Below are 26,896 nucleotides of genomic sequence, written 5' to 3'. Positions count from 1 at the left end.
AGGAAGCGCGCCGCAAAGATGCTCGATTACGACGATTCGCTGGTCGTGCTGGAAGACATGGCGGCGCGCGAAGCGGAACACATCGCTGCATGACGATCAGGCGCGGCGTTGTGCTCGCACTTGCAGCAGCGTACTTCGCCGCGCGAATCACGGCGGCAATCTTTTACGTGTTTGATTGGAGAAGAAGTAATGAGAGGCATTGACAGTCCCGACCTGCTGATCAAGATGCGCTACGAAATTGACGACCTGCTGATCAAGATGTACGGGGAAATCGCGCAGAACCCGGACGCGCCTCCCGAAATGCGACACGACGCGCTTCAACACATCGCCCTTCGCGTCGGCGCTATCACCGCGTTCCGCGACTCGCATGGTGCGCGGCACGTCACGCGGCGGATGATGTACCACGAGACGGTGAAACAGCTTCTGGAATGGGAGCAGGAAGACGGCGAAATCTATTTGCCGCAGCACGTCGCCCGTCCGATGAAGGTCAAGCCTGAACCGCAGCCGATGAAGGTCAGGGGGCGTCCGGGAACCGGAGCGCTCAAGGGCGCACGGATCGGCAGACGAAAGCCGCGCTAACCCGTGCTAGGACGGCTCCGCGAGGGCCGTCCGGTCCTTCTCCTTCCTCTCCCGTCCCGTCCGCGTCCTGCGGCTCGCCTTCCCATCTCCCGTACACACCCGGACCGCTTCGAGCGGGCAGTAACCCAGCCGCGATCCGCTCGACGGACTTTATATGTGTCCATCCGGGCGGCAGCGCGGACACCGCTCGTTTACCAATTATTCATATAAATCAGATGGTTACGCAATCCTTAGCACGTTAATGTCCAAAACGCAAGAATTTTGTATCCAAAATATGCCGTTGGCGTAAACTTCGGTTTCGTAGTTAAGCGTTTGCTGAATACCGAACCGCCAGCCAGAGAAAGGAGCCATAAATGACCAAGAAGACCGCAGCGAAGGAAGTCACCAAGATCGAAGCCGCGTCCGCCACAAAGCCGCGCGTCGCGCTCTCCGTTCGCATCAAGGGCCAACGCAGCCGCGCGGCTCTGTACGCGGGCATCGACGCGGCGGTGCGTGACCTCAAGATCGAGTCCGGCCCGTCCGTGCTCAAGCGCATCCGCATGGCAGTGAAGCATGGCGATACCGTGGAAGCGGAGTTCAACGGCAAGACGTTCGTATTTAGCGCAGCAACCATTTAACTCAATCGGAGCAAGCCCGACAGCGCGCGTACTGGAGCAACCCGGTGCAACGTCAGTAGGCAGCAAGCCGACCGCCGCGCGGCTTCGTTTCGCGGCGACCATAAGTAGTCATCATAGAAAGACAGAGAAAGGAGCAGAAAGATGGAACTGAGCAACCTAAGTTACCGCGAACTTCTCGCGGAGTCGGAGCGCATCGCTGAGAGGATCAAGGAGCAGTACGCCATCGAGCGCGACGCGGCGATCAGGACGTGCGCCGCGCTGGTGAAGGAGTTTGACCTTACCGGGCTGGAAGTCGGCACCGTCCGCGTGCAATCCCTTCCCTCGAAGCGTCAGCCGAAAGCCGCAAGGACATTCTCCCCGGCGTTGCCAAAGCGGACGCTCCCGGCGCTCTACCGCGACCCAGAGACCGGGCGCACGTGGTCCGGTCGCGGCCACCAGCCGCAATGGATCACAGGCGACAAAGCTGACTACCTCATCGAACGCGCGGACGAGAAGCACGTGCGCGTGACGCAAAACAACCGCTACTTGAGGTCGGCATGAGCGAAAACTACGAACACCTGCGCGACGCTGTGCTGGGCTATGACGACACGTATCGCTCGACCGAAGGGGACCGTGTGCGCTACTTCGTGCTTTGGAACGCCGTGGACGCACGGCTGGGCATGGTGATCGACATGATCCACGACCGCAAGGTCATCGCCCGCGATCCGCGACACGACGGAGAGCGCGTAGCTGCGGACCTGACGCGAGCCGCCATAGTCGATGCGATGGAGCGCGCGAAGAGGGGAGGAAGGCCCGCGAACTGATCTAGACCCATCTGAGTAGTCACCTCAGCCCCGTTCGGTTGCAGCCGTTCGGGGCTTCTTCATTTCCGGCCTTCCAGTCTTCGATTCTAAGCTGTTCTCGCTGGTCGCGGCGACCCTTCGCACCCTTCCGCCTGACTCTACTAGCGGCGAGCCGCCCTGCGCCGTTTTCGCCACGCCGGAACACGTCCCATAAAGTGGCGTATCCTCTCCGGTCCAGAGCCGACCGGCCTGGTACAACCTCTCCGAAGGACGCGGAAGGGACGCGCACCGTCTGATTTAAATTAGGGACGGCTCGCAAAGCACCGTAGAATGTGGCGCACGGATCAGTTACGTAACTCCGAAGGCAGGGGTTGCTGGTTCGATCCCAGCCGGGCGCGCCAAGATATTCTTTGGAATCAATAGGTTGTGGCAATAACCGCCAACCTGTTCCGATCCTCAGCACACGCCGCGCGTCCTATACGAGTCTGACGATTTCTGCTTGATTGCCCTGAGCAGGATTGCTCGGGTGCCGTTATTTTACTCTGCCGGACTCCGGTAGGCAGTTCTACTTTAGCGAGGACGGCCCCTCCGTCACCGCTGCAATCGCCGGCCAGCCACGATTTAGACTCGTAAGTTCGTCCTGCCGCAGACTATGCCGAGCCTCGCATCCCTGCCAGTCATCCGAAAAAACGCTGGTATTTATCTCTTGGCAGGGCGCAACTGAACCGACACAGGTACGTCGACCTTTACGTCTGAACTATCTGTTTGCCAATCTGCATGAACAAAGCGAATGTCCCAATGCGATGGCTTCTGAAGCCTATCGCCTGCGTTTGACGCCTCTCGGCCCCGCCTTGCTGACGTATTTTTCGCAAATAATCGTCTTGAGGTGCGGGGTATGTGCCGTAAATAAATACTTTATGTGGCGTATGAGTGTGGCGAGCGGAGAAAATTGAGTGTACACTGCGCGCATTGTATGAGGAGAAATCCCATGAGTGACGTGCGCAAGAAGAGTCCGCGAGCCCCGACATTGGCTCTGCCGGATGCGCTAGAACGCGTGGAGAAGGTGTACTCGGTAGAAGGCCGTCATGCGACGCCTACCGAGATTGTGGCGCAGGCGCTCGGGTACAAAAGTGCAACGAACGGTTCCGCCGCACAAACGATCGCGTCGCTGCGCTACTACGGCCTGCTTGAGCGCCCGAAAGAGGGTTTTCTGGCCGTGAGCAAGGACTACGAGAATTACAAGTTCAGCCCGGAGGAAACACAGAAACAGGCACTGATTATCGGGTGGCTGCGTACTCCCTCCATCTTTTCGACCTTGCTCGAAAAATACGATGGTCGTCTGCCGTCCGATGCGAATATTCGCTTCGACCTGATCAGCTTGGGATTCATTCCTGGAGGCGCCGACGCGTATGTGAGCGTGTTCCGGCGCTCCGTAGAGTTCGCCCGCTTCTACGAACATGCCGCATTTCAGTCAGAGGACGATCCGCTCTCGCAACCGACTACCCCGGAGCAGCCCACAGGACAACCGCCCGAAGCACTGCAACCGCTGCAAGCGGCACCGCAGGCGGCGCACGTAGTCCACCCTGCTGCTCCGGTTGCGGCGCATAACCCGGACGTAATTCGTGTGCCGGTACGTCTGCCGAAGGAGCGCATGGCGTGGCTGGAATTGCCAATTCCCTTCTACGAGGCCGATAAAGAGCGGTTGAAGGCGTATATCGATATGCAGCTTGCGGACGATCCAGATGACGAATAGGACTCCGCAAATAAAAAGCCTTACGCAGTTGCAGCTGCGTAAGGCTCTTCATCTCCCTGTGACAATGGATCCGTCGGTAAGGGAGGCTGGGAACAATCCCCATTGTGGAAGCCCATTATTGGGTGGTGGGTTGCCGGTGTCAAGTGGAGCCGCTGGTATGGAGTTCCTATTATGGAAACCACCAACCGCCCCGCCCCTCCGGGTTATCGCTGGGTTTGCTGCAAGTGCTTCAAGCACTGGCGTACCGGCAAACTTGTCTACCCGAAGACGGCGGACTGCTTCATGTTCCTTGTCCGGGCACGGTAAATAGTCGCGCCGCGACAAAGAAGATGACCCTGTAACCCTAATTCCCCGGTGGTCCTGAGGTCCGCCGGGGTGTCGCTTTAGGTCTACTTGCGTGTAGAAAGTCTGAGAATGCGTACACGAAATTACTGGCAGCCGGCTAAGGGTTCGGGCGACAAAGTGTGGTCGAGGCGTCCGCGCGTGATCTAGTGTACTTTGCACGGCGAAGTAAGTACGGCCTGCAACTCTCGCCGCGCAGCAGCGCGCGTGAGCTTGTTCCCGTTCGGGAAAGCCGCCGTCTGTTCCAGCGCGACAATCGCTCGGTCGTGGCTCCAGATTTGATCGAACTGGCCGCTGCCCCAGAGCGCGTCAAACTCCTCTCGCGTCATTTTCATTCTCCGTCACGCCGCTGCGACAACTGCGCTCATTGCTTCGGCAGATAGACCGCTGTACTTGTGGAACGCAAGCACTTCAAGCGACACGTCATACGGCAAATCCTTCGCCGCCCGTTCGCAAAAATCCTCATACTCGACGACTATCTCCGCGCGATCCTTCTGCACGCCGCCAGCGGTAATCCGTTCGACGTGCGTGCGCAACGAGCCGCTCGGCAATTCGCGGACGCTCTCTAGATAGCCGATGACCGACAGGAACATCAGGACACGCTCGCGCTTCGTGACGCGGCATCCGATAGCGAGCTGGTCCAACGCAGCGGCAACCTTTTCCGTCGCGTTCGGCGTGAAGGAAATGACGATGGGGAGCGTCGGGTGGCCCTTTGCGTTTTCGAACGTGGCCGATGCTAGCCCGATCGAGCGCATCGAGTCGTCGCTGGAAACGCGCCTCGCGGTACTCATTGCGAAGCCGGTAAAGGCCGGCAGCGAGTTCAAGGAAAAGGGGCGTCTCGTTCTCAAGACTTGTCGGTGATCGACGAGAGCAGAGGTCTTCAATTCCAGCAATGATCCGAGCCTCCCGTCCCCTCATCACCACTACGCCTCCTGATACCCCACCCGCCCCCCACCATACGCCGCCACCGTCGGTTTCAAGAAATCGTGCCCGGCTTTCATATCGGTACGGTCGTACTCGTCGCGCGGGGGCAGCGAGCAGTAGCCGAACACCGCCTTTTCGTCGTCGGTCAGCGCTTCATAGATGTGCTGCGGCAGCGTACCGGTCATGTCGTAGTTCTGCTTCATCCACCAGCGCACGAACGTGGCGATCAGCGACCACCGGCTCTTGCCGGTCGTATTGCCGAGCGCGCCGTGCCAGATGCGGCTGTCCCAGATCACGATGTCACCGGCTTTCGCCCTGATCGGTATCGCGTCGGCCATCGCGGACTGGTCCGCGTAGTTGTCCGAACGGTGTGAGCCCGGCACGAGTACCGTGCAGCCGCGCTCGGGTGTCTGGTCTTCGAGCACGATGGCGACCTGACAGGCGATGCAGAGCTTGCCGCTGCTCGGCACGAACGAATCGATGTGCAGCGGCATCGCGCGTTCGCCGCTGCTGCGCCCAATCAACGAGCGCAAGATGAAATTCGGCTGGTCCTGCGGAATCTGCTTGTACCAGGTATCGTTCAGAAGGCCGCGCAGGAGCGTCATCACGAGCGGGTTGCCCGTGAAGATGCGCGCGTACGTCACGTCCTCGCGCTGAAGGTTGTAGAGAACATCGTGGCCGCGGTTGAGGAACGGCTGATCGGCAAGCTCGACTTCGGCGAGCTTCGCACTGCGCTCGCGCATCGCTTGCAGAAGGGACGCGACGGCATCGGGCGGCATGCCTTGCTCGATGATGGTGTACCCGTCGGTGGCTAGCGCCTCGAGATGCGCGTCTGCTGGCTGGCTGGTCATGGTAGGGGCTCGGTCTCTTTCAGGTTGTGGCTTGCGCAGGGTTCGACAAGTAAGCTTGCCGGTCCACTGCCGTTCTGTACGCGCTGACGAAATTGCGGCGGTCCCACTCTTCGCAGCCGAAATCGTCGAAACGGCACGACAGTGACAGCTTCCAGTCGTGCGTCAAGGAGGTTCGGGTCTTGTGAACGAGGAACGGCGACATGAACAGGATTTGACCGGCTTCGATCTCCACGTCCACGTAGCCGTCGATCTCCTGCTGCTCGAGCACGTACCCGCCGTCGGTTTGCGTGCCGAGCCAGAGTCCGCGCAGATGGCTGCCGGGAACGATGCGCAGGCCGGGGCCGCTCACGCCGATGTCTGTGATCGAGGTCCAGGCGATCACGCCTCGCGTCGATGTGCCCATGCTTGGCCAATCCTGATGATACGGAAGACCGTAGTTGTTGCCAGTCGCGTTGCTCGCCGTGTAATGCGTGACGATAGGGCCGGTCTGCACCGGCTCGGAGATCTTGAGGTGCTCGCTTAGCACGCTCACGATATGGGCGGAACAAAAGAAGCGCTTGGTCTCGATGTCTTCCGCGAGCAGTTTGATCACATTGCGATTGCGCTGCGCGTCGTCATGGAATTTCGCAAGGAACCGGCTTTCGAACCGGCTCCGTATCGACTGCATCTGTGCCTGCAATGCGGGCGACGAAGCAATCAGGTAGCCCTGCTTCTCGAAGTCTCCGGCGATCAGGTTCATCATGCCGTTCTCTCTATGCTTCGCGCACGGCCTCGGCATAGCCGAAGCCGCTGGCTCCGAAGCCGTTGCCGTTATAAAAGAGGAGGAGTCGCCCGCCTGCTTCGACGGCCTCGGGATAGGCGAGCATGAACGAGTCCCATCCCGCCGCGCCGATTTCGATGCCCGCGCGATCGTCGAGGCGCTGCCAGGCGATGCCGTCCGACGACTCGGCGTAGCCGATGCGGTAGCTGCTCGCCCGGTTCTCGCGGTAGTCCGCGTAGCCGCGGTAGCAATACCACATGCGGTAGGTGTGGCCGTCCTTGTAGACGGAGGCGCGTGCGATCGCGCCTTCGTCGGCGTTTGCGTAGTCGATCGCGATCGTGCCGTGGCGTTCCCAATGGATGCCATCGCGCGATTCGGCGTACTTGAGGTGGTAGCGCGGCTCCGCCTTGCCATCAACCGTTTTCCAACCCGTGCACGAGAGGTACCAGTTGCGCCAGATGCCGTTTTCGATGCGCACGCAGGTCGTCGCGCAGAAGTACGGTTCCTGGGCGGTGCGGTCCATGATCGGGCCTTCGTAGAGGCGCCGGTAGCTTGCGCCGCCGTCGTCGCTGATCGCGAGGCCGACCGAGTTGTGATACGGCACCGTGTTGCGCACGTTCCAGCCGATGTAATAGAGGTACTGCACGCCGTCGTGCTCGATCACCGAGGAGGGCATCATTCCGCAATCGTCGAACGTCCCCGGTTTGCCGAGCGGCAGAACGGGGTCGGCCGCCACGGAGACAATCTTGCCCGGCGCATCGGCGCGCACCTGGAGCTTCGCGATCAGGCTGCGATTCTGGGGTGTGCGGCTGCTGAAGAGCAGCGTCAGCGCGCCGTCCTGCAAGCCGGCGAAGGTCGGAATCTGCGCATGCGTGCTGGCCCATGGCAGCCGCTCGTCGACCGTATAGATCAGACCGCGTTTTTCCCAGCGTATGGCGGACATCGGAGCGGCTCCTAGAACCTGAGGTCCTTGCTCGACATCGAGAGCTTTTCTGCGGGATTGCCCTTGTACACGGACCACGGCTCGGTGCTTTTCATGATCGCCGAGGCCATTGCAATGAAGCTGCCTTCGCCAATCCTGATACCGTCGCGCAGCGTCGCGTTCACGCCGAGGAAGCTATAGGCTCCGATCTCGCAATGGCCGGACATAACGACGTGCGAGGTCATCGTCACGTGGTCGCGGATCGCGCCGTGGTGACCGACGTGATTGCCGCTCCAGAGCACGACGTTGTCGCCGATCGTCGTGAACGGCTGGATCGTATTGTCCTCGAGGATGAAGCAGTTTTCGCCGATCTCATTGTCGAAGGTCGTGGCTTTCGAGCTCACATAACTGACGAGCCGGTAGCCCTTGCCCTTGATCTCCTGAAAGACGCGCTCGCGGTCCGCATTCATGCGCTTCGGCGACATCGGCGCGAAGAACTGGTAGTCGGACGCGGGATGGGTCTCGGCGACGTCTTCGAACGCGACGACTTCAAGCCCTTTGAAGCGTCGCTCTTCTGGCAGATACGCGCGGTTCACGCAAAACCCGGCGACCTCATGAGGCGAATCGTGTTCGAGATAATAGTGAGCGAGTTCGGCATAGTCATGCAGGCCGAAAATGAGCACCTTGGCCATCAGTTATGCTCCTTGTACACGTACACGGTGTATTCGTAGAGTCCGTAGTCGTTGCGCACGATGTAATGGCGCGAGAGCGAGCGCGCGAGGAAATCGGTCAGCATGCCGATGGGCATGTGAAACAGGTCGTCGCGTTCCCAATCGACTTGCTTGGACATCACGTTGAAGGCCATGCCGCAGCGTACCTTGGCGAACACGCACTCCAGTATGCAGCGCATGTAGTCGAACATTTCATCGAACGAGAGCTCGCGCTTTTCCGTAAAGACGCCGTTCATGACGACATAGTCAAACTCGCCCAGCGATTCGGGCGCCTGCAGGACGTCCGCGCAGATGTATTCGTTGTCCGGATACTTCTGCTTCGACAGTGCGCAGAACTTCTCCGACGCGTCGAGGCCGGCATATCGCACGCCCTGAACGTTCTGTTCAAGCATGTACTGGAAGAGATGCGACGCGCCGCAGCCGAAGTCGAGCAGCGTGCATGGCTGGGCACCCGGACGAATGAGGTCGAGCATGACCTGGTAGCGCTTCAGCGCGTCCGCCGGGTTGGGCCAATCTACGCCTTTGTGGGTGTCGCCGAATCTCGCGAGACACGCTTCGTAATGCTCAATGATGGCGTGATAGTGTCGAGTCATGACAGCGTTCCCGCATGAAGCAGATCGGCGGTGGCGTCCGGGTCGTTGTGCATCAGGACATCGACAATGGAAAGTCCGGGCAGAAAGGGGCTGCCTTTGCTCGCATAGGGCGTCAGGACCGGATTCAGGAACCGCAGTGCGATGCCCTGTTCCGAGAACACCGTGCGATCGTAAAGCTCGGTTCCGCCGATCGAATTGATGTAGGTATCGGCGTGTTCTTTGCGGCAGATGTCGATAATGCGTGCCTGCGCCTTCAGATGAGCGTTGTCGTAGCAACGTGACGTCGCGACGATATGCGTATTCAATGCACAGTGATCGCGCAGCGTTGTCAGGCTATGGAGCACGTACTCCGCGAGGTTGCGCGCTGGGTATTCGACAATCTTTTCCAGCAGCGGCATGACGCGGGGAAACTGGCTCGCCCGCGAATAGGCCTGGCGGATCGACTTGAGCAGCCGGCTGCGCCAGGCGTCGTCCTCGCTGATTTCGATGTCGCAGATGAGCCGGTTTTGGCTGGCCTGTCGCAGCGGGACGGTGAACAGGTGCGCGTCGCCGTTGACATTGATCCGGTTGCGATTGATCCAGCCGCGGTTGATGAAGTTGACGTCGTCGTAGGCGACGAACGCGTCCGCTTTCGCCATCAACTGAAAATAGCCGAGGTAGGGCAGAAAATACGGCTGCATGATAACCAGCTTGCGTTCAGCTTGCATGCTGCCCCAGCCCAGCCGCTTTCAGCACGATATTGACGATCCGGTCCTGCGTGCGCGCGTCGAGCGCGGGATAAATGGGCAGACACAGGATCTGCTGCGATACCTCCGTGGCCACGGGCAGATTTGCCCGCGACGCCGACGGCAGCGCACGGTACGTGGGGAACTCGCTGATCAGGGGGTAAAAGTAACGTCTTGCCCATACGTTGCTGCGACGCAATTCGTCATAGAGTTCGTCCCGCGTAATCGGGAACTCGCGCGTCACCCGCACCGGAAAATACGAATTGTTCGGCGTGCTGTGGCTGGGGATGTCGTGCAGCACCAGCCCTTTGACATTGCGAAACGCGCTGCGGTAGCGCTCGGCGATTTGCGCGCGCGCGGACTTGATTTTGCCGATATGGCGAAGCTGCAACAAGCCGAACGCGGCCTGCAACTCGTTCATCTTGCCGTTGATGCCGGGCGCAACGACCGTGACCTCGTCAACGAAGCCGAAGTTCTTGAGATTGTCGATACGGCGTTTGGTCTTGATGTCCCGGCATATGATCGCGCCGCCTTCAAACGTATTGAAGATCTTCGTGCCGTGAAAGCTCAAGACGGACATGTCGCCGAATTCCAGGATCGATCGGCCGTGCTTGCGCACATCGAACGCATGGGCGGCGTCGTACAGCACGCGCAATCCGTAGGTGTCGGCAATCCGCTCGATCGCCTCCACTTCGCACGGGTTGCCGTAGACGTGGACGGGCAATATCGCGGTGGTTTGCGGCGTGATGGCCGCTTCGATCTTGCCCGGGTCGAGATTCATGCTCACCGGGTCGATATCGACGAAGACGGGGCGAATGCCGTTCCAATGCAGCGCGTGCGTTGTCGCCACGAAGCTAAATGGTGTAGTGATGACTTCGCCGCTGATCTTCATCGCCTGCAACGCCGTGATCAGGGCGAGCGTGCCGTTGGAGAAAAGGCAGATGTGCTCGATGCCCAGGTATTCGCACAGGGCGCTTTCGAGCTGGGCGTGAAAGGGGCCGCCATTGGTCACCACCTTGCTGCCCCAGATTTGCTCGAGAAATGGGAGAAATTCTTCCAGCGGAGGAAGGTACGGCTGCGTGACGGGGATGAGCTTGTCCATAGGGGGCGCAGGTCTGCGTGACGGTCTGCCGGGGTCTGCCTGGTCGGGCCGCCGGCCCTGACGACGGCACTCTGCAGCAGAGTGTGGCATCGGCCTCCCGCGGCTGATCGATCAATCAGGCGCCAGAAGTACGGTCAATTCGTGCGAATAGCGTTCATGGGTAGCGTGAACGCGCGGCCAATTTGGCCGGTTTATTACGCCTTGTTCGGGTATTTGAGTGCGCATGGACGCGGTTAAGCTCTGTCGAGATGGCCGCTGCCGCGTGGGGTTTGCGCGCGCCAGGGGATCGCCAGCCTTGCACAACCGCCGCGAGTCGCGCATTGAGTCGAGCCGCGCGGGTTCATTTCGATAAGGGAATATCCCCCTATGGCTGAAGTCAGCATTCTTATCCCCGCATTTCGCCCCGACTTCCTGCTGAAAGCGCTGGCCAGTGCACATGCGCAGACGTTCAAGGACATCGAGATTCTGGTCGGCGACGACACGGCTGACGGCCGGTTGCGCGACGTCGTCGCACAAGTCGAGGATCGGCGTATTCAGTATTTCCACCACGGGTTCGGGAACGGCCTGCGCAACTGCCAGACCCTGTGGCAACGAGCGACTGGCCGGTACGTCAAGTGGCTGTATGACGACGACCTGCTGATGCCGACTTCCGTCGAGGTCCTGGTCCAGGCTCTGCGCGCCCACCCGCAGGCCGCACTGGCATTCCATGATCGCGTGCTGATCGACCAGCACGACCAGATCGTGCACACACCGCAACCGCTCATCAACAGCGGTGACATGGCCTTGCTCGATCGCCGCTTTCTCGTCCAGCACATGATCGCCCCGCTCAATAACTTCATTGGCGAGCCGAGCAACGTGATGCTGGTGCGGGACCGGCTGGACATCGCGACCGCGATGTCGTACCGCTCAGAGGAACTCGATTTTCTCACCGACGTCGCGACGTTCCTGAACAGTGCCGAAGCGGGCCCGGTTGTGGCGGTGCGCGGCTACCACAGTTGCTTCCGTCGCCACAGCGGGCAGAACTCCAGCGGGCAAAGCCCGTTCGCGAGCGCGGGCTTCTATGAATGGGAAATCTTCGTTCGCGGCGAGGCGGCGGCGGGGCAGTTCACACCGGAACAACTGGAAGGCGCGAAGCAAAAGCTCTTGCAGTTCTACCTTCACGCACTGGGCAACCTCAAGCTCGCGGAGATCCAGCCCCTGCTTCTCAACCTGAGTGACCTGACCGAGATCCCCCCGCAACAGTTGTTCGATTCGCCGAAATTTCAGGCCAATATCGCGCATGCGCGCTCTGTGGTCGCGGCGCGCAGGAAGGCCGGGAGCGCGCCGAATGTGTGCTCGGTGTGCGATTGCCAGGTTGGCGAATGGCAGGCCCATCCGCAGGCGAACAGCATCGACCTGGAATTTCTCGCTCAGGTCGAAAGCGTGGGTTCGCGGCTGGACAAGCACCTCTGCCCGGCATGCCACTGCAACGATCGCGACCGGCACTTGTGGTTGTATCTCAAGCGCGCGGGACTGCTCGACGGCCTGAGCGGCAAGCGTGTTCTTCACATTGCGCCCGAAGGGCGGATCGAACCACGCATTCGCGCGCTGGAGCCACTCGAATATGTGACGGGCGATCTGCACCCGCGGCTTCCTCACCATGTGAGGATCAACGTCGAAGCGCTCGATTTCCCGGACCACCATTTCGACCTGATCGTATGCAACCACGTGCTGGAACACGTGGATGCACCCGAAGCCGCACTCGCCGAATTCAAGCGCTGCCTCGCGCCGAATGGGCACCTTGTGGCCCAGACGCCTTATTCGCCGCTGCTCAAGCACACCTTCGAATTGAACCGGCGCGCGACTGGGGCATTTGCCACTCGCTATTTCGGTCAGGACGATCACGTTCGGCTGTTCGGAGCGGATATCGTGAACCGGTTCCGCGTCGCCGGTCTGAATGGGGATCTTTACGCGCACGAGACAGTGCTGCCAGGTGTTGACGCAGACCGTTACGGCGTCAACGCGAAAGAGCCGTTTTTCCTGTTCGCGAATGGACCGGCGCCGCAGTTCGTGCAAGCGAGTCAGGACGAGGTCGAGAAGGCAATACCGGTCGTCTGATACGGGAAGAAGCGCCGCCGCCGCGGCGGCGCGCATAGTGCCTGTGTACCGGCCGAATTGATTTCGGCGCCGCTCAGGCAGCCAGCCCTCAGACACTCATCGTCTTAAGCCGCTCATTAAGCACATGCCGCCTGCTCAGATAGGCAACGAAATACTGCGGAGACCCGGTCTCTCTCGCCATGTATTTCAGCGCATCGAGTACCAGCAGATCCTCGCCGAACTTGCCCAGCGCCTTGCTTGCTATGGGCAAGGTCACCGGGTTGTAGGCGCGCACCTTCCAATGGGACTGCGTGCTGATAAGCAGCGAAGCCATGCGCTCAATAATGAAAGTCTTGGCAGGTCCGCGCTGATTCTCGTACCGTACGTCGCCATTGAGCTGCTGCCCCAGTTCCGTGTCGCCCGCTTCCGCCACCGCGAAAATGCGCTCGCATGTCTCCAGCCACTGTTGCCAGAACGCCGGCTTGGCGACCAGATAATTGCAGAACACGGATTGCACCGAACTCATCACGGTTTCGCCGACGTTCAGCCCGGGTGCGACGAGTTGAATCACGCTTTGGATCACAGGGCCGATGCCGGGGTGGCACGCCGCCGCGTGTTCAAAAACATTGAGGAAGAACGCTGCTTGATCGAAAAACGGCGAAAACGTCACGACGTCCACGTCATCAGGCACGGTTTCGAGGAACGCATTGACCTTTGCGGCCGTCAAGCCCGTTTTCTCGAAGAACTTCGGTGACAGGAAGCCGTAGCGGCTTTCCGGATCCAGAGCGTTTTCGCCCAGGAAACGCCGCATTGGCCAATACTCGTACCAGTCCGGACGCTGTCCGGTGTTGTCGAGCGGCAGGAACCCCGGGTCGATCTGGGCGTGCGTCGCGTCGGAATAATAGATCTGGTAAATATGATTTTTCATGGCGCATCGAGCCTGCGGCGGTAGACGAGTCGGTGAGGAGGTCGACTAGTGACTCGTCCGGACCATCGCAGTATAGGAGCGCAGGGAACACTACTGATCGGCTGAGAAGACGCGCCTTTCGGGCTCAATTCGGGAATAGATTGCGATAGCGCCGATGTACCCTGCTATCTCTGCGGTGAGGCCGGTGTGAGCCCGGTGTGAGCCCGATACTCGCCCGTCCAGGATCTGGGAATCACTATGGCTTCGCCTTCACCCCCCCGTACCGGCGCAGATGCCGCCGAGATGTCCGATGGCACATCCCCTGCCATGCTCGTCCAGCTGAGCCGCCAGCTCGACGCCGATCCCGCCAACGCTGCGCTGCACGACGCGTTCTCGAACGCGTTGCAGGCCATCGGCAACGACACGGGCGCGCAGGCGCATCGCATCGCCGTCGAAACCTTCAAAATGCTCGCGGACATGGGTCGCGAAGCGCCCGGAATCGCGCTCTACAACGTGGCCACGGTGTATTACATGAAGGGCAACAATGCGGCCGCGCTGCACTGGTTCAGACACACGCTTGCCTTCGCGCCGAACTTCGCGATGGCTCACCAGAACCTGGCTGCCGTGCTCGACCGGCTTGGCCACGCGGCCGAATCCGACGCGCGCCGGCGCCACGCCTACGCGCTGCAGCGCATCTACGTCGAGCCGTTCGAGGGAGCGCCGCGGCGCGTACTGATTCTCTGCTCGGGACAGGTGTCGGGCAACGTGCCGTTCGACACGCTGCTGCCGCCGCAGACGAGCTACCGCATCAAATACGCAATCGATTTTGCGGAAGAGAGCGAAGACGCCACGCTGCCGCCCTACGATCTCGTGTTCAATGCGATCGGCGAGCCGGACATCGCCGTGCCGATCACGGCGCGTGTCGAGGCGTTCGCGCGGCATTGTGGCCGCCCGTTTCTCAATCGCCCATCGGCCGTCGCCGCGACGCAGCGGCATCGTCTGCCGGAACTGCTGGCCGGTATCGACAATGCGACGACGGCGCTTTGCCTGCGGCTCGACGAGCTGCCCGCATCGGCCAGGGAGCTTGCGCTGCGGCTCGCCGCGGCGTCGTTCCGCTTCCCGCTGCTGATGCGGCCGTTATCGACGCATGGCGGTGACGGGCTCGTGCTGCATGCATCGATGGATACGCTCTGGCCAGCGCTGCAAGCGCACGCCGCGCCGTGCTATCTGACGATGTTCGAGGATTTTCGCAGTGCGGACAGCTACTACCGCAAATATCGCGTCGTGTTCGTCGATGGGCGGCCGTACCCCTATCACCTTGCCATTTCCCGGCACTGGATGGTCCATTACTTCTCGGCAGAGATGACGGGAGAGGCGCGGAAGCTCGAAGAAGAACGGCGGTTTCTCGAAGACATGGGCGTGGCGCTCGGCGAGCGCGCGCTGCGCGCCATCGAGGCGATTGGACAGCGCCTCGCACTCGACTACGGCGGCATCGACTTCACGCTGCTGCCGGACGGGCGGGTACTTGTCTTCGAAGCGAACGCGACCATGCTGGTGCATCGCGAGGCGAGCGGCGGCCCGCTCGCGCACAAGAACGTCTACGTGCAGCGCATTCTGGATGCGTTCGAGCGTATGCAGGCTTCGCGCATGGTCGCCTAGTTTTCCTGCTTATTAAACTATTGCACCGTCGCAGCCAGCTCGGGCCCCAGACCTTCGAGCAGCGGCCGCAACACCCGCAGGTCCGGTCGCCAGCGGCGGATCGAAGTGCGATAAATCGGCTTGCGCACCTGCGCCGCGCTGGCCGTCGTCACCGAGCGCTTCGTCCGGTAGAACTCCAGGCAGCGTGCGTCCCATTCCATGCCGCAATGCGCGAGCAGGCGGCGCGCCTCGCCTTCGGTGTCGGCCACCAGTTCCTCATAGGACACTTCCAGCATGACGTCTTCGGGCAGTACGGTGCGCCAGTGGGCCATCAGGGTGTCGTAGGCACGGTAGTAGCGGCCCAACTCGCCGAGGTCATAGCCGAACGGAACGTCGTGGAACCAGCGCGAATAAATGGAGAGGCAGGTGTCGAGCGGCGAGCGGCGCACGTGGATGATGCGCGCGTTCGGCAAGGCCAGATGGATCAGGCCCGCGTGGATGAAGTTGTACTGGTACTTGTTCACCACGCGCGCGGGGCCGGCCTCGCCGCTGGCATGGACTGCCTGGGCGAGACGCTGCAGATAGTTGGAGCCGAGTCCGTGCAACTGAGCCGGCGTTGCTTCGGAGAGCTTGTCGAGGCTGAATGCGCCCGTCGGCTGTGCCCGGCTCGTCGAGAGCAACCACGACAGCGCATTATCAAAGTCCGTGCGCTCGCCGACTCCGCCTATTTGCGGATGGCTTGCGAGGATCTGCTCCACGAGCGTCGATCCCGAACGCGGCATGCCGATCACGAACACCGGTATTTCCGATGGGTCGCCAAGACCTCGCTTCTCGCGCATCACGTCCCGCGTAAACAGCTTCGGTAATTGCGCGGAAACACTGAGCACGGTGTTTTCGTCGTAGGTGAAGGTGGGCCGATAAACGGCGTTGGCGCGCAGGATCTGCGCAAAACCGAACTCGTGCTCCCCTTGTTCCGCGAGCGTTTGCCCATAGGCGAAAAACAGATCGGCTTGCGCGCTGGCGGGCAGGCGCGCGGCCTGCCGGATCTGGGCTTCGAGCGACTCGAAGCAGGGATCGTCGGGCGCGAGTGCCTTCGACTGCACGAGATTGCGGTAGTACATCGAGCAGCCGGGGGCCAACTGGATGGCCGTGCGCCACGCGGCGTACGCCTCGTCGAAGTGGCCCAATGCGTTCAGGCAGTTGCCGAGGTTGTTGTACGAGCCGTCCGCGAGCGGTTTGAACTGCACGGCCCTGCTATAGCAGGTCACGGCTTCTTCGAGCTCTCCGCGCGCTTCGTGTTCCCAGCCGAGTTTATGCCAGGCTTCGGCGTCGTGCGGTGCGTTCGCAATCGCCTGCTTTGCCTGCAAGATAGCTTGCGCCTGGACGGGGGCCGGATTTTCGGGCATGGCTGACACGTTCGATTTCCTTTACGGCTTGTCGCTCGGCTCGACCTCGAACGACTCGGCGGGCAGGTTCGCGCACCAGCGGCGCCACATGGTGCGCAGCGCGCGGCTCACGCTCTCCGCGATCCGCTCGGGCTGGAACATCGGCGTGCCGGCACAGCGCTCGCGCATGCCGGTGCGCAGCGCGGCGAGCGCCGGCAGATCCGATGCGAGCGCAACGGCCTTGCGCACGTAGTCGTCCTCGTCGATGGCGACGCATTGGGTCAGGCCCGCGTGCGACATCGCGGTCAGGCCGCTGCGGCCCGGCACGGTGTGCGACGGCAGCGTCACGGTGGGCAGGCCCATCCAGAGCGAATGCAGCGCCGTGGTGAGGCCCGAGAACGGGAAACTGTCGAGACAGATGTCGACGAAATGGTGCTGCTGCAGGAACACGGGAACGCTCGAGCGCGGCTTGTAGTCGATGCGCTCGCTCGCGATGCCTTCCTCCGCGAACCACTCGGCCAGCTTGCCGGTGCTGCCGTCGGTCGGCATGGCGCCGACCACGAGCCGGGCGTCGGGCAAGGCGCGCAGCAGCTTCGCCCACAGGGCGATCACGTCGCGGCGCAGCTTGTCGAGGCGGTTGAAGCTGCCGAAGGTCACGTAGCCGTTGTGCAGGGCCGGCAGCAGGTTGACGGGCGGTGACAGCCGCTCGGGTTCGAAGGGGGCGAGCGCCGGGAGGTAGACGATCTGTTCGGTGAACTGATCACGGAACTGGGCGGGCGGCACCCAGAAGCGGTCGGCGAGAAAATAATCGACGGCGTCGAGGCCGGTCGTGCCCGGATAACCAATCCAGCAGGCCTGGATGGGCGCCGGCTTGTGGGCGAGCGCGAGCAGACTGTTATTGGCCGTGTGGCCGGCCAGATCGATCAGGATGTCGATGCCGTCGGTACGGATCTGCTCGGCCACCCTGCGATTGTCCATGCCGACGATGTCGGTCCACGTCGAGAACTGCGGGCGCAGCCGGGGCGTGACCTCGTCGATGATGCTGGTGTTCGAGTAGGCGTGCAGCGACAGGCCGGGATCGCGGCCGAGCGGGCCGAGCACGGGCTCGATGAAACTGGCCACGGCGTGATGGCAAAAATCGCCGGAGATGAAGCCGATCCGCAGCGGACGTTCGGGGTCGCGGCTGTTGCCGTGCGGTTGCCAGTGCGGCTTGAGCGGCGCCTCGAAGTGCGCGGAGAAGCGCCGATGGACGGCGAATATTTCCTGCGGCGTGAGCTTCTCGTTGTGCGTCGAGCAGAACGCGAAATTGTGGTAGGGGAGCGGTACGTCGGGATCGAGTTCGCTGCTGCGGCGGAACAATTCTCCGGCTTCGTCGAGCCTGCCTTGCTTCATCAGCGCCACGCCGAGCGAGTTGTAAGCGAGCGAGGAGGGCTGGATGTCGATTGCGAGGCGGCCCAGACGTTCGGCTTCGTCGAGTTCGCCGAGATCGACCTTGATCACGCCCATCAGCCGCAGCGCTTCGCTGTTTCCCGGCGCCAGCTTCACCAGCCGCTCGCAGTGGCGGGCCGCTTCGCGCATGTTGTGGCGCACCTGATACAAGCCGGCGACGATAAGCAGTACCTGGGGGTCGTCGGGCGAGAGTTCGAGCGTCTTCAGTCCGTTCTCGAGCGCGACATCGTACTGGCCGAGGCGGTGGTAGGTCAGTGTCAGGACTTTCCCCGGGAAGGGATGCCGCGGAAGACGGCGCGCAACGACTTGCGCCTGCTTCAACACGGTCTCCATGTCGCCGGCGTTATACAGCTTCACAAGCTCGTGCAGGTGCTGTTCGTCCTCGGGCGTCAAACGCAGATCGGCCTCTACGGGCGTAGTTTGCGTCGCGGCTTCGTCCGAACCGGCCGGGGCGTCGGCCGCCGCGCTTGCGCCTGCGGCGGCGATCGGGCGCGGGACCTTGAGTAGCTGCCCGGTGGACACGAAGGTCATGAGGCTGATCAGCTTGTCGATCTGCGGGCCGGTCAGTCCTCGCTTCTGCGCCATGTTCAGCGCCAGCCAGGCGGCGTTCAGGCGGTCGGCCTGAAGCAGGGCGTCGATGTAGTGCGCCCAGTACTGCAGATTATTGGGGTTGACGCCGATGGCCTTCTCGATCAGCGGGATGGCGTCCTCGGGGTGACACAGATGAATCGCCATGGCGCCGAGGCGGTGGTTCGCGTCGGGGTGATCGGGATACGTGTCGACCACGGCCTGAAAGCGCTTCGCGGCCTCCGCGTATTCGCGACAGGCTTCGAGCGCCAGTCCGTCGTGCATGGCCCGCGCGGCGTAGCGGTGGCGGTCGAGTTCCGCGTCGTCCGGCAGGCGCTTCGCGGCTTCTTCCAGCGGTGCCAGTGCCCTGGCAAGATCGCCGCGCCGCAATTGCGCGTAGGCCAGCGTTTTCCATGCGAGCGCGTCGTCCGGGTCGTTTTCGACCCGTTGCCGGGCCAGCGCCTCGGCTTCGTCGTGCCGGCCTTGCTGCGTCAGCGTTTCGAGGGGCTCCGGGCTTTCCGGCGCTGCGGCAGGCGCGGCAACGCCCGCCGTGCCGATGACGAAGCCGTGCGCCCTGGCGGCTTCGCTTGCGCGCTGCGCCTCTTCCTGCCGCCCGCTCAGGGTCAGCACGTTGACGTAGTTGACCCAGAAATTGCGCCGCTCCGGCGCGGCCGAAACGGCGGCCTGCAAATGACTCAGGCCTCCCGTGACATCGCCCTTCTGCAGCAGGAGAACGCCGAAATTGTGGTTCGCGTCCGGATGGTCGGGTTCGGACGAGAGGATGGCGTGATAGAGCTGCCCGGCCTGCTCGATCCGGTTGGCATGGTGGTGAGCGATGGCCTGTTGCAGCTCGGCTTCGATGGTCATGGGTTTCCCTCGGCTTGCGTGTCGGCGGCGTGGCGCGAGCGCCCGCATTCTTCCTGCATACAGTCTATGCGGGACGCCAGGACGTCGATTGGTCAAGCAGAAGGGGGATCGGCCTCCTGTTCGCCGCCCGCGGCGAGGCGGGGGCGGGGAGGTCCGGCGAAGCGGCAGCGAGGGACGGCGCGGCGGACTAGAAAAACCGGGCTACGCGCTGATATTGCCGCGCGGCACCCACGGAGGCCTTGGCCTGATCGTATGAGCGGGCCAGCGCTTCCCGCGCCGCGCGTACCGTTTCGACTCTTGCCGCATCGAGGGCCTGGACGGCGCGGATCAGCGCGAGCGCCGGAGGGGACTGGACGGCCGTGATCGCATGCACCATCGGCGAGCGTTCGAGCGCGAGTCGCGCCGCACGCTGCCAGTCGGACAGTTGTACCGCTGTCTCGATCTCGAGCGTCAGCTCGTAGACCTGGTTGACCAACTGGGTCTGATCGGCATGAGCGTGCGATTCGGCCATGGTGTCCTTCCCCCGTTACTTCGACGAGCTGCTGGAGTACGCGCCCGCACTGTTCGAGTTGCCGAACAGCGAAGTCAGATATTGCTCGCTCTGGTTCGAGCTGGTCATCAGCACATCCAGCGCCGTGAACTGCGATTCGTACTGCGAGGTGAGTTCGTTCGAGTAGGCGGTCAGGCTGTTGGTCTGCGAGGTCAGGCTGTCGAGGTTGCTCGTCAGCCCGCTGACGCTGGAGTCGATCAGGCCGTCGGTCTGCGTGTACGGCGTGATCGTCTTGTTGAGCTGCGCCCCGAAGCCGTTCGACAGGTTGAACAACGACTGCACCATGGAGGGATTGCTGGCGACGGTGGAATCCAGCGTACTCGTGTCGAGTGACAGCGTGCCATCGTTGTTCAGCGTGATGCCGAGCGACGCAAGCGTGCCCTTCGTGCCGCTGCTCGACACGCTGCTGCCCACGATGTTGCCGAGCGCGTTGCGCAGCGAGGTGATGAGCGCGTTGCCGATCAGCGGGCCGCTGGTCGAGCTCGAACTCGACGTCGAGCTCGAGGGGCTGTACGAGGTTAGCGTGCTGATCGTGCTGACGAGCGAGTTATATGCCGTCACGAAGTTGCTGATGTCCGAGATCTCGGTCGCGGTGTCGGCCGTGACGGTGAGCGTCTGCGTCCCGGTGCCGCTCTTGCTCGTGTCCACGGCCGCCGCGGTCAGGTTCAGCGTCACGCCCGTGATGACGCCCGTGACCGCGTTGCTTGCGCTGGTTGCGGCGACGCCGTTCACCGTGAGGTCGGCGTCCTGCGCGGCGGACGTCTGGGTCCACATCGTCGAGCTCGATGAACCCGTCGAGCTTGCCGGCGGGTACTGGAGGCTCTGGAGCCCGGAGCTCGCACCCGCGCCGGGCGTAATCGTGATCGTATTGGCCGCGCCCGTGGAGTCGGCCGTGAGCACGAGATACTGGCCATTGGCGCCGGTAACGACCGAAGCCGTGAGTCCCGGATTGTTGTCGGCCGTGTTGATCGCCGACGCAATGCCGCTCAGGCTTTCGTCCGACGACGTGATGTTGACCGTCATCGAGCTGCTGCCCACCCCGACCGTCAGGCTACCCGTGCCGACATCGGCGGCAGCCGACGTGGTGAAGGCGCTCGAGGTGAGGCTCTGCGCGGTGGCGAGTTGCGTGACGTCGACCGAATACGTGCCTGCGACGGCGCTGATGCCCGCCGTGGCCGTGATGCCGGTGCCGCTCGTCGTGGCCGAGTAGGCCGTCAGCATCGCGCCGCTGTAGAGCGGCAGGATGGCGGTCTGCAGGTTCGAGAGCGAGGACTGCAACTGACCGAACGCGGAAATCTGTGCGTTGTCGGTGGCTTCCTGCGCGCTCAGTTCGGCCGTCTGCCCGGCGACCTTCGAGGTGACGAGCGCCGAGACGAGCGTCGAGACGTCCAGCGAACTGTCGCCGGTTCCCTGGCCGATGATCGACTCGGCCGCGGTCTTGAGCGCGGCGGCGGCGGCGGCCTGGGCCGATGCGGCGGCCTGCGCGGCAGTCGTGGTGGTGCCGGAACTGGTGCTGGAGGTGGACGAGGTGGTTCCGCTGATGGTGGTCATGGAGAAACTCCGTACTGGCGCTCGACGATACGACCAGCATGTTGGCCGAATAAAACGACAAGGGCGCGCCGCGTGAATGCTCCGCGGCGCGCCTGATACTACATGCTACGACTGCCTGTTACAGGTTCTGCAGCAGCGAGAGCACTTGTTGCGGCTGCGAGTTTGCCTGCGCGAGCACCGAGATACCCGCTTGCTGCGCGACCGATGCGGCCGTGTAGTTCGCCGTTTCCTGAGCGTAGTTCGCGTCGATGATCTGCGAGTTCGCGCTCGACAGGTCGGTCGACTCTGCTTGCTGCGACGTCGAGATGTCGGTCAGACGGTTCTGCACTGCGCCGAGCGTAGCCTGGATGTTGTTGATCGAGGCCAGCGCGTTGTTGACCGATTCGATCGCGAGGTTCGCACCCATCGTCGTGCTGACGTCGACGTTGGCGATCGACGACGGCTGGTTCAGGTAGTTGATCGACTGCAGCGACGTCGGATCGGTGGCGCTGGCCGTCGACGTGCCGCCGCCCGTGGAGGCGCTACCGTAGATCGTGCTGTACGGGGTGGCGCCGTTGAACGCAAGTGCGGTCGACGTGGATGCCGTTGCCGTGCTGCCGAAAATGGCGCTTGCAGCCGTGCTGCTGAGCTGGTTGCCGTTCTGGTCGAAGAACGAGTAGCCGCCCGCACCGTTGGATTCGACCGTGATCGAGGTGATGGCATTGGCCGTGCCGGCCGAGGCCGTGCTGCCCGTGGTCGGATTGATATCGAGACCCGACAGCGTGCCGTACACCGTGCCAGCCGTCGTCGGGAGTCCCGCGGCGCTGCCGGTTGCGGCGTTGATGGCGCCCAGTTCGTTGTTGAGGCTCAGACCGTTGCTGGTGCTCGACGACAGGCTGATGGTCGAAATGCCGTTCGGCGAACCCGTGACCGTGAACAACGTGGCGGCCACCGAGCTGCTGATCGCCTGGTTGTTCTGGTCGGTGTACGTGAAGCCGCCCGTGCCGTTCGCCACGATGTTGATCGACGTGATCGCGCCCGCGCCGCCGGACGAGTTTGCCGCGCCCGTCGAGGTCAGGTCGAGGCCGCTCACCGAGCCCACCACGGTACCCGACGACACAGCGCCGCTACCGATCGAAGCTGCCGAAACGCCCTGGCTCAGGTTGATCGAGATCGTCTGGCCGACGTCCGCGCCGATCTGCACCGAAACGTTGCCGGCCGTGCCGTTCAGCAGGTTGATGCCGTTGTACGTGGTTTGCGAGGAGAGGCGGTTGATTTCGTCGACCTGCTGCGCCACTTCCTGTTGCAGCGCGGCCTGGTTGGTCGACGACAGCGTGCCGGCAGCCGATTCGTCGGCGAGCTGGCCGATCGTTTGCAGGCTGGTCGTGATCTGGCTCAGGCCCGTGCTGGCCGTTTCGACCATCGACACCGCGTCGTTCGCGTTCGACACGCCTTGCGTCAGACCGTTGATCGACGATTGCAGCGTGGTGGAGATGGCGAGACCTGCGGGATCGTCTGCTGCGCTGTTGATGCGCTTGCCCGACGACAGGCGCGTGATGGCCTGGGTCAGCGCGCTACCCGAGCTGTTCAGGTTTTCCTGAGCGATCAGCGAATTGACGTTGCTGCTAATGGTGAGCATTACTCTCTCCCGGATGGGTACAGAATCATCATGTTGAACAGGGCAGAAACGCGGGCGTGTTGTCTGCCGCTTTCCTGGTTGTCGGCGTACCGGCCGGAAAACTTGAGGAAAATATTGATCGGACGTTTATCGGAGGGCGCCGCGGCGGACGTTCCCGCGCGCGTCAATGCGTAGTGCATGGCGGCTGGCTCGCGCAGGGTCGTTGCCCCGCCTTTGGCGGTTGCCCATGGCTCGCCGCTGCCGGAATCGTTCGAATTGGCGCGCGGATTTCGCCCTTTTCCGCCCATGGCCCAGCGCGGCGCTGTCGTATCCTTCGTCGTGGGCTCGCCTCGCCGCGCGGGGTGCCGGCAAGGCGGCGCGCCCAGGCAATGGATCAACCCGCCGCCCAGCTTCCGTGCTTCCAACGTCCGATCTTCCCCTTCCCGAGCGCCAGCAGCAGGCGCTGACGCTCTGCTTCGCCGGCCGGTTCGCCGACGCCCTCGCGCTGCTTCAGCCGGTACTCGACGCCCCTCGGGACGCCACGCCAGACGGGCTCGCCCAGGCGTTGAACGTCGCGGCCGTCGCCGCGCTGGGTCTCGACCGTCAAGACGACGCACTGGCCTGGTGGCGGCAGTGCGTGGAGATCAAGCCCGATTTCGCCGATGCGCACCATCATCTCGGCATCCTGCTCAAAGCGCGGGGGCACACCGCGGAGGCGGAGGGGGCCTGGCGCCAGGTGCTCGCGATCTCGCCGCATCATGTCGAAGCGCTGAATCAGCTTGGCGATATCCTGCGAGCGACGGGCCGCCTCGCAGAGGCCGAGCGGACCTACCGGCTGGCCGCGACGCTGCGCCCGGACCATGCCGGAGTCCACGGCAGCCTGGGCGTGGTGCTCGCCGCGCTCAAGCGTTTCCCCGAGGCCGAGTGCTCGTACCGCCAGGTGCTCGGGATGCACCCGGACCACGCTCAGACGCATTACCGCCTCGGCACGGCGCTGCAGGCGCAGAACCGTCTGTCCGAGGCCGCGAACGCCTATGGGGAGGCCTTGCGGTACCGGCCGGACTTCGTTGAGGCGCACAACAATATCGGCTGCGTGCTGCACGCCCTTAATCGTTATGAGGAGGCGGCCGACGCGTTTCGCCGGGCGATCGAGCTGCGTCCGGATCTGGCCGAAGCCTGGCACAACTTCGGCAGCGTGATGAAGGAGCTGGGCAGGATTTCCGCAGCCGAGATCGCGTCGCGCGCGGCGCTGACGCTGAATCCCAACTACGGCGACGCCCGTTTCGGCCTGGCCGTGCTGCTGCTGGCCACCGGGCGCTTCGAGGAGGGCTGGCCGCTCTACGAGGCGCGCTACGAGCGGCCCGGCTTCATCCATCACGCGAGCGGCAAGATGCTGAAATGCCCGCAATGGCGAGGCGAGCCGCTCGCGGGCCGTACCCTGTTGATCTGGCAGGAGGACGGGCTTGGCGACATGCTGCAATTCGGCCGCTACCTGCCGCTGCTCAAGGCAAGCGGCGCGGCGCGCATCGAGGTCGGCTGCCGCGGCGAACTGCACCGGATCTTTGCTGCGCACGAATCGGTCGATGGCGTGATGGATCACAGCGAAGCCCTGGAGAAGTCAGCCGGATTCGATTGCTGGACGAGCCTCATGAGCGTCCCGTTGCATGTGGGCACGACCCTCGACACCATTCCCGACGCGGTCTGGCTCAAGCCCGAGCCGGCGTTGCAGGCGCGCTGGCGCGAGCGGCTCGACACGCTGCCGCCGGGGCCCCGCATCGGTTTCGTGTGGAAGGGCAATCCGCGCCATCACAACGACGCGTACCGGTCGGCGCCGTCGCTCGCCGCGTTCGCGCGGCTCTGGACCGTGCCGGGTCTCAACTTCGTGAGCCTGCAGAAGGGGCAGGGCGAAGAGGAGGCGCAGTCGCCTCCCGCGAACCAGCCGCTGCTGCATCTCGGCGCGGAATTGCAGGACTTCGCCGATACGGTGGCGGTGGTTTCGCAGCTCGATCTCGTCATCTGCGTCGATACGTCCACAGCGCATGTTGCCGGCGCGCTCGGCAAGCGCTGCTGGGTGATGCTGCCCGGGCACGACGTGGACTGGCGCTGGCTGCAAGGGCGCGACGATTCCCCGTGGTATCCCGGCACGGTGCGCGTGTTCCGGCAAACGCAGGCCGGCGGCTGGCCGGCGCTCGTCGGGGCGGTGCGCAAGGCGTGTGTCGAAACGTTCGGAGCGGGCGGCACGTAGCATCCGGGCGTCCTGCACGCGAGGCAGGTCCGGCGTATGCTCCATAGCTTCAATCTTGCCCCAGTCATTGGAGAAATCATGGAACTACGCAGGATCGGCACGTCGGCCTTGCAGGTCGCGCCCCTCATGTTCGGCGGCAATGTGTTCGGCTGGACCGCCGACGAAGCCACCTCGTTCTCGATCCTCGACGCCTTCACCGACGCCGGCCTCAATTTCATCGATACGGCCGACGTCTATTCGGCGTGGGTGCCGGGCAACCAGGGCGGCGAATCGGAAACGATCATCGGCAAGTGGCTCGCGAAAAGCGGCAAGCGCGAGAAAGTGGTGATCGCAACGAAGGTGGCGAAGGATCCGCGCCGGCCGGGCCTGAAAGCCGCCAATATTACGGTGGCGGTGGAGGATTCGCTGCGCCGTCTGCAGACCGATTACATCGACGTGTATTTCTCGCACGAGGACGACCAGAAGGCGCCGCTCGACGAGACGCTGACCGCCTACCAGCGGCTCATCGAGGCCGGCAAGGTGCGCGTGATCGGTGCGTCGAACTACAGCGGCGCCCGCCTCGAAGAAGCCCTTGCGGTGTCGCGCAAGTCGGGGCTGCCGGCCTATCAGATCATTCAGCCGGAATACAACCTGTATGACCGCGCGCACTACGAGGCCGACATCGAGCCGGTGGCGCTCGCCCAGCAGATCGCGGTCGTGCCTTATTACAGCCTCGCGAGCGGCTTCCTTTCCGGCAAGTACCGCTCGCGCGAGGATCTGACGAAGAGCGCGCGCGGCTCGCGGGTGGAGAAGTACCTGGATCACCGCGGCGTGCGCATCCTCGCGGCGCTCGATCACGTTGCGCAGCGACACGGCGCGACGCTGGCGGCGGTGGCGCTGGCGTGGCTCATCGCGCGGCCGAGCATCACCGCGCCTATCGCCAGCGCGACCTCGCTCGAACAGGTGCAGAGCCTCGTGGCCGCCGTGCACCTGAAGCTCGATCCGGCCGACATCCAGGCACTCAACGACGCCAGTGCCTGATGCGCGATGGCGCGCAATGTTGCGCAACACGGGCGGCTGCGGCATGCGGTAGCCGCCCGCCGATATCCGCGGATAAATAGCTCCGGAACGCTGCGTATGGGTTCAGGCGCGCAAGTGCCTGAGAAGAATCAAGAAAATGTGGTCGGCAAGATCGTTTCCTGATATCATTGAGAGTGAATTGAGATCTTTGCCTGTTTTGTTGCCGTGTTCGTTACTGTTGGCGGCCGCAAACCGGCGGTCAGGCGTGAAGCTGCAAGGTAAGCCTGGTCGCGTTCCGCAGTGAACCCCCTACTTCTCTTTTCCGGCCTCCGTGGCCGCCTTGCCTTTCGTTACGCCCCCCCATGCGGCGAACGACCGGAGGGC

General features: G+C 62.9%; 24 protein-coding genes. 9 read left to right on the top strand and 15 right to left on the bottom strand.

The features are described 5' to 3' along the window. The first annotated feature begins 120 nt into the window (after positions 1–120). From V8683_RS17070 to V8683_RS17050, 5 genes are all read left to right on the top strand, one after another. Entirely contained in the window at positions 121–579 is a 459-nt protein-coding gene (locus tag V8683_RS17070) for a VOC family protein (RefSeq protein WP_411188079.1), read from the top strand. A gap of 353 nt (positions 580–932) precedes the next feature. Beyond that, positions 933–1,196: a hypothetical protein gene (locus V8683_RS17065; RefSeq protein WP_411188081.1), complete on the top strand. Its 264-nt coding sequence runs from the start codon at positions 933–935 to the stop codon at positions 1,194–1,196. 141 nt (positions 1,197–1,337) lie between these two features. Further along, on the top strand, positions 1,338–1,736 hold the full coding sequence (locus tag V8683_RS17060; protein WP_411188083.1) for an H-NS histone family protein: 399 nt from the start codon (positions 1,338–1,340) through the stop codon (positions 1,734–1,736). Next, complete coding sequence (locus V8683_RS17055; protein ID WP_411188085.1) at positions 1,733–1,999, top strand: hypothetical protein; 267 nt, start codon at positions 1,733–1,735, stop codon at positions 1,997–1,999. Before V8683_RS17060 ends, V8683_RS17055 begins: the two co-directional genes overlap by 4 nt. Positions 2,000–2,966: 967 nt before the next feature. Continuing rightward, the gene (locus tag V8683_RS17050; RefSeq protein ID WP_411188087.1) at positions 2,967–3,731 is read left to right on the top strand and encodes a hypothetical protein; all 765 of its coding nucleotides are present in this window, start codon (positions 2,967–2,969) and stop codon (positions 3,729–3,731) included. Between the two features lie 683 nt (positions 3,732–4,414). On the opposite strand, the gene V8683_RS17045 is transcribed toward V8683_RS17050, so the two are convergent. Genes V8683_RS17045 through V8683_RS17010 form a run of 8 tightly spaced genes read right to left on the bottom strand, consistent with a single transcriptional unit; the run spans position 4,415 to position 10,681 of the window. Next, complete coding sequence (locus V8683_RS17045) at positions 4,415–4,966, bottom strand: hypothetical protein (RefSeq protein WP_462847244.1); 552 nt, start codon at positions 4,964–4,966, stop codon at positions 4,415–4,417. Between the two features lie 30 nt (positions 4,967–4,996). After that, complete coding sequence (locus V8683_RS17040) at positions 4,997–5,848, bottom strand: phytanoyl-CoA dioxygenase family protein (RefSeq protein ID WP_411188091.1); 852 nt, start codon at positions 5,846–5,848, stop codon at positions 4,997–4,999. A gap of 19 nt (positions 5,849–5,867) precedes the next feature. Continuing rightward, on the bottom strand, positions 5,868–6,590 hold the full coding sequence (locus V8683_RS17035; protein ID WP_411188093.1) for a phytanoyl-CoA dioxygenase family protein: 723 nt from the start codon (positions 6,588–6,590) through the stop codon (positions 5,868–5,870). Positions 6,591–6,600: 10 nt separating this feature from the next. Then, positions 6,601–7,551, bottom strand: a complete 951-nt coding sequence (locus V8683_RS17030) for a glycoside hydrolase family protein (protein WP_411188095.1) — start codon at positions 7,549–7,551, stop codon at positions 6,601–6,603. Positions 7,552–7,562: 11 nt separating this feature from the next. Next, positions 7,563–8,222: an acetyltransferase gene (locus tag V8683_RS17025; protein ID WP_411188097.1), complete on the bottom strand. Its 660-nt coding sequence runs from the start codon at positions 8,220–8,222 to the stop codon at positions 7,563–7,565. After that, entirely contained in the window at positions 8,222–8,854 is a 633-nt protein-coding gene (locus V8683_RS17020) for a class I SAM-dependent methyltransferase (protein WP_411188099.1), read from the bottom strand. Before V8683_RS17020 ends, V8683_RS17025 begins: the two co-directional genes overlap by 1 nt. Next, positions 8,851–9,561 carry a WbqC family protein gene (locus V8683_RS17015; protein WP_411188101.1) on the bottom strand — a complete coding sequence of 237 codons (711 nt, stop codon included), beginning with the start codon at positions 9,559–9,561 and terminating at the stop codon, positions 8,851–8,853. The genes V8683_RS17020 and V8683_RS17015 overlap by 4 nt, the downstream gene beginning before the upstream one ends. Further along, positions 9,551–10,681, bottom strand: coding sequence for a DegT/DnrJ/EryC1/StrS family aminotransferase (locus V8683_RS17010; protein ID WP_411188103.1), 1,131 nt, complete (start codon positions 10,679–10,681; stop codon positions 9,551–9,553). Before V8683_RS17010 ends, V8683_RS17015 begins: the two co-directional genes overlap by 11 nt. Before the next feature lie 366 nt (positions 10,682–11,047). Here V8683_RS17010 and V8683_RS17005 point away from each other — a divergent pair, with 366 nt between their 5' ends. Further along, entirely contained in the window at positions 11,048–12,778 is a 1,731-nt protein-coding gene (locus V8683_RS17005) for a methyltransferase domain-containing protein (protein ID WP_411188105.1), read from the top strand. Positions 12,779–12,866: 88 nt separating this feature from the next. Here the strand turns inward: V8683_RS17005 and V8683_RS17000 are convergent, their stop codons facing one another. Then, complete coding sequence (locus V8683_RS17000) at positions 12,867–13,685, bottom strand: hypothetical protein (RefSeq protein WP_411188107.1); 819 nt, start codon at positions 13,683–13,685, stop codon at positions 12,867–12,869. Positions 13,686–13,991: 306 nt separating this feature from the next. Here V8683_RS17000 and V8683_RS16995 point away from each other — a divergent pair, with 306 nt between their 5' ends. Next, positions 13,992–15,323: an ATP-grasp domain-containing protein gene (locus V8683_RS16995; protein WP_411188109.1), complete on the top strand. Its 1,332-nt coding sequence runs from the start codon at positions 13,992–13,994 to the stop codon at positions 15,321–15,323. Between the two features lie 17 nt (positions 15,324–15,340). Here V8683_RS16995 and V8683_RS16990 read toward each other — a convergent pair whose 3' ends face one another. The 6 genes from V8683_RS16990 to V8683_RS16965 form a co-directional block, all read right to left on the bottom strand. Continuing rightward, positions 15,341–16,708: a sulfotransferase family protein gene (locus V8683_RS16990; RefSeq protein ID WP_411190471.1), complete on the bottom strand. Its 1,368-nt coding sequence runs from the start codon at positions 16,706–16,708 to the stop codon at positions 15,341–15,343. Between the two features lie 21 nt (positions 16,709–16,729). Continuing rightward, the gene (locus V8683_RS16985) at positions 16,730–19,570 is read right to left on the bottom strand and encodes an O-linked N-acetylglucosamine transferase family protein (RefSeq protein WP_411188111.1); all 2,841 of its coding nucleotides are present in this window, start codon (positions 19,568–19,570) and stop codon (positions 16,730–16,732) included. Between the two features lie 187 nt (positions 19,571–19,757). Continuing rightward, positions 19,758–20,081, bottom strand: coding sequence for a flagellar protein FliT (locus V8683_RS16980; RefSeq protein WP_411188113.1), 324 nt, complete (start codon positions 20,079–20,081; stop codon positions 19,758–19,760). 15 nt (positions 20,082–20,096) lie between these two features. After that, positions 20,097–21,671, bottom strand: a complete 1,575-nt coding sequence (gene fliD / locus V8683_RS16975) for a flagellar filament capping protein FliD (RefSeq protein ID WP_411188115.1) — start codon at positions 21,669–21,671, stop codon at positions 20,097–20,099. 118 nt (positions 21,672–21,789) lie between these two features. Then, positions 21,790–23,289 (bottom strand): flagellin N-terminal helical domain-containing protein, encoded by a 1,500-nt coding sequence (locus V8683_RS16970; protein ID WP_411188117.1) that lies wholly within the window; start codon positions 23,287–23,289, stop codon positions 21,790–21,792. Continuing rightward, positions 23,289–23,693 (bottom strand): hypothetical protein, encoded by a 405-nt coding sequence (locus V8683_RS16965; RefSeq protein ID WP_411188119.1) that lies wholly within the window; start codon positions 23,691–23,693, stop codon positions 23,289–23,291. The genes V8683_RS16970 and V8683_RS16965 overlap by 1 nt, the downstream gene beginning before the upstream one ends. Here V8683_RS16965 and V8683_RS16960 point away from each other — a divergent pair. Together V8683_RS16960 and V8683_RS16955 are read left to right on the top strand one after the other, a co-directional pair. Next, positions 23,684–25,513, top strand: a complete 1,830-nt coding sequence (locus tag V8683_RS16960; protein ID WP_411188121.1) for a tetratricopeptide repeat protein — start codon at positions 23,684–23,686, stop codon at positions 25,511–25,513. The genes V8683_RS16965 and V8683_RS16960 overlap by 10 nt on opposite strands. A 78-nt stretch (positions 25,514–25,591) precedes the next feature. After that, on the top strand, positions 25,592–26,533 hold the full coding sequence (locus V8683_RS16955; RefSeq protein WP_411188122.1) for an aldo/keto reductase: 942 nt from the start codon (positions 25,592–25,594) through the stop codon (positions 26,531–26,533). The last annotated feature ends 363 nt before the right edge of the window (positions 26,534–26,896 follow it).

The organism is Paraburkholderia sp. AV2, assembly GCF_054968425.1.
Note: the sequence above shows the minus strand (reverse complement) of the source record. Positions and strands in the feature narration are given on the sequence as shown.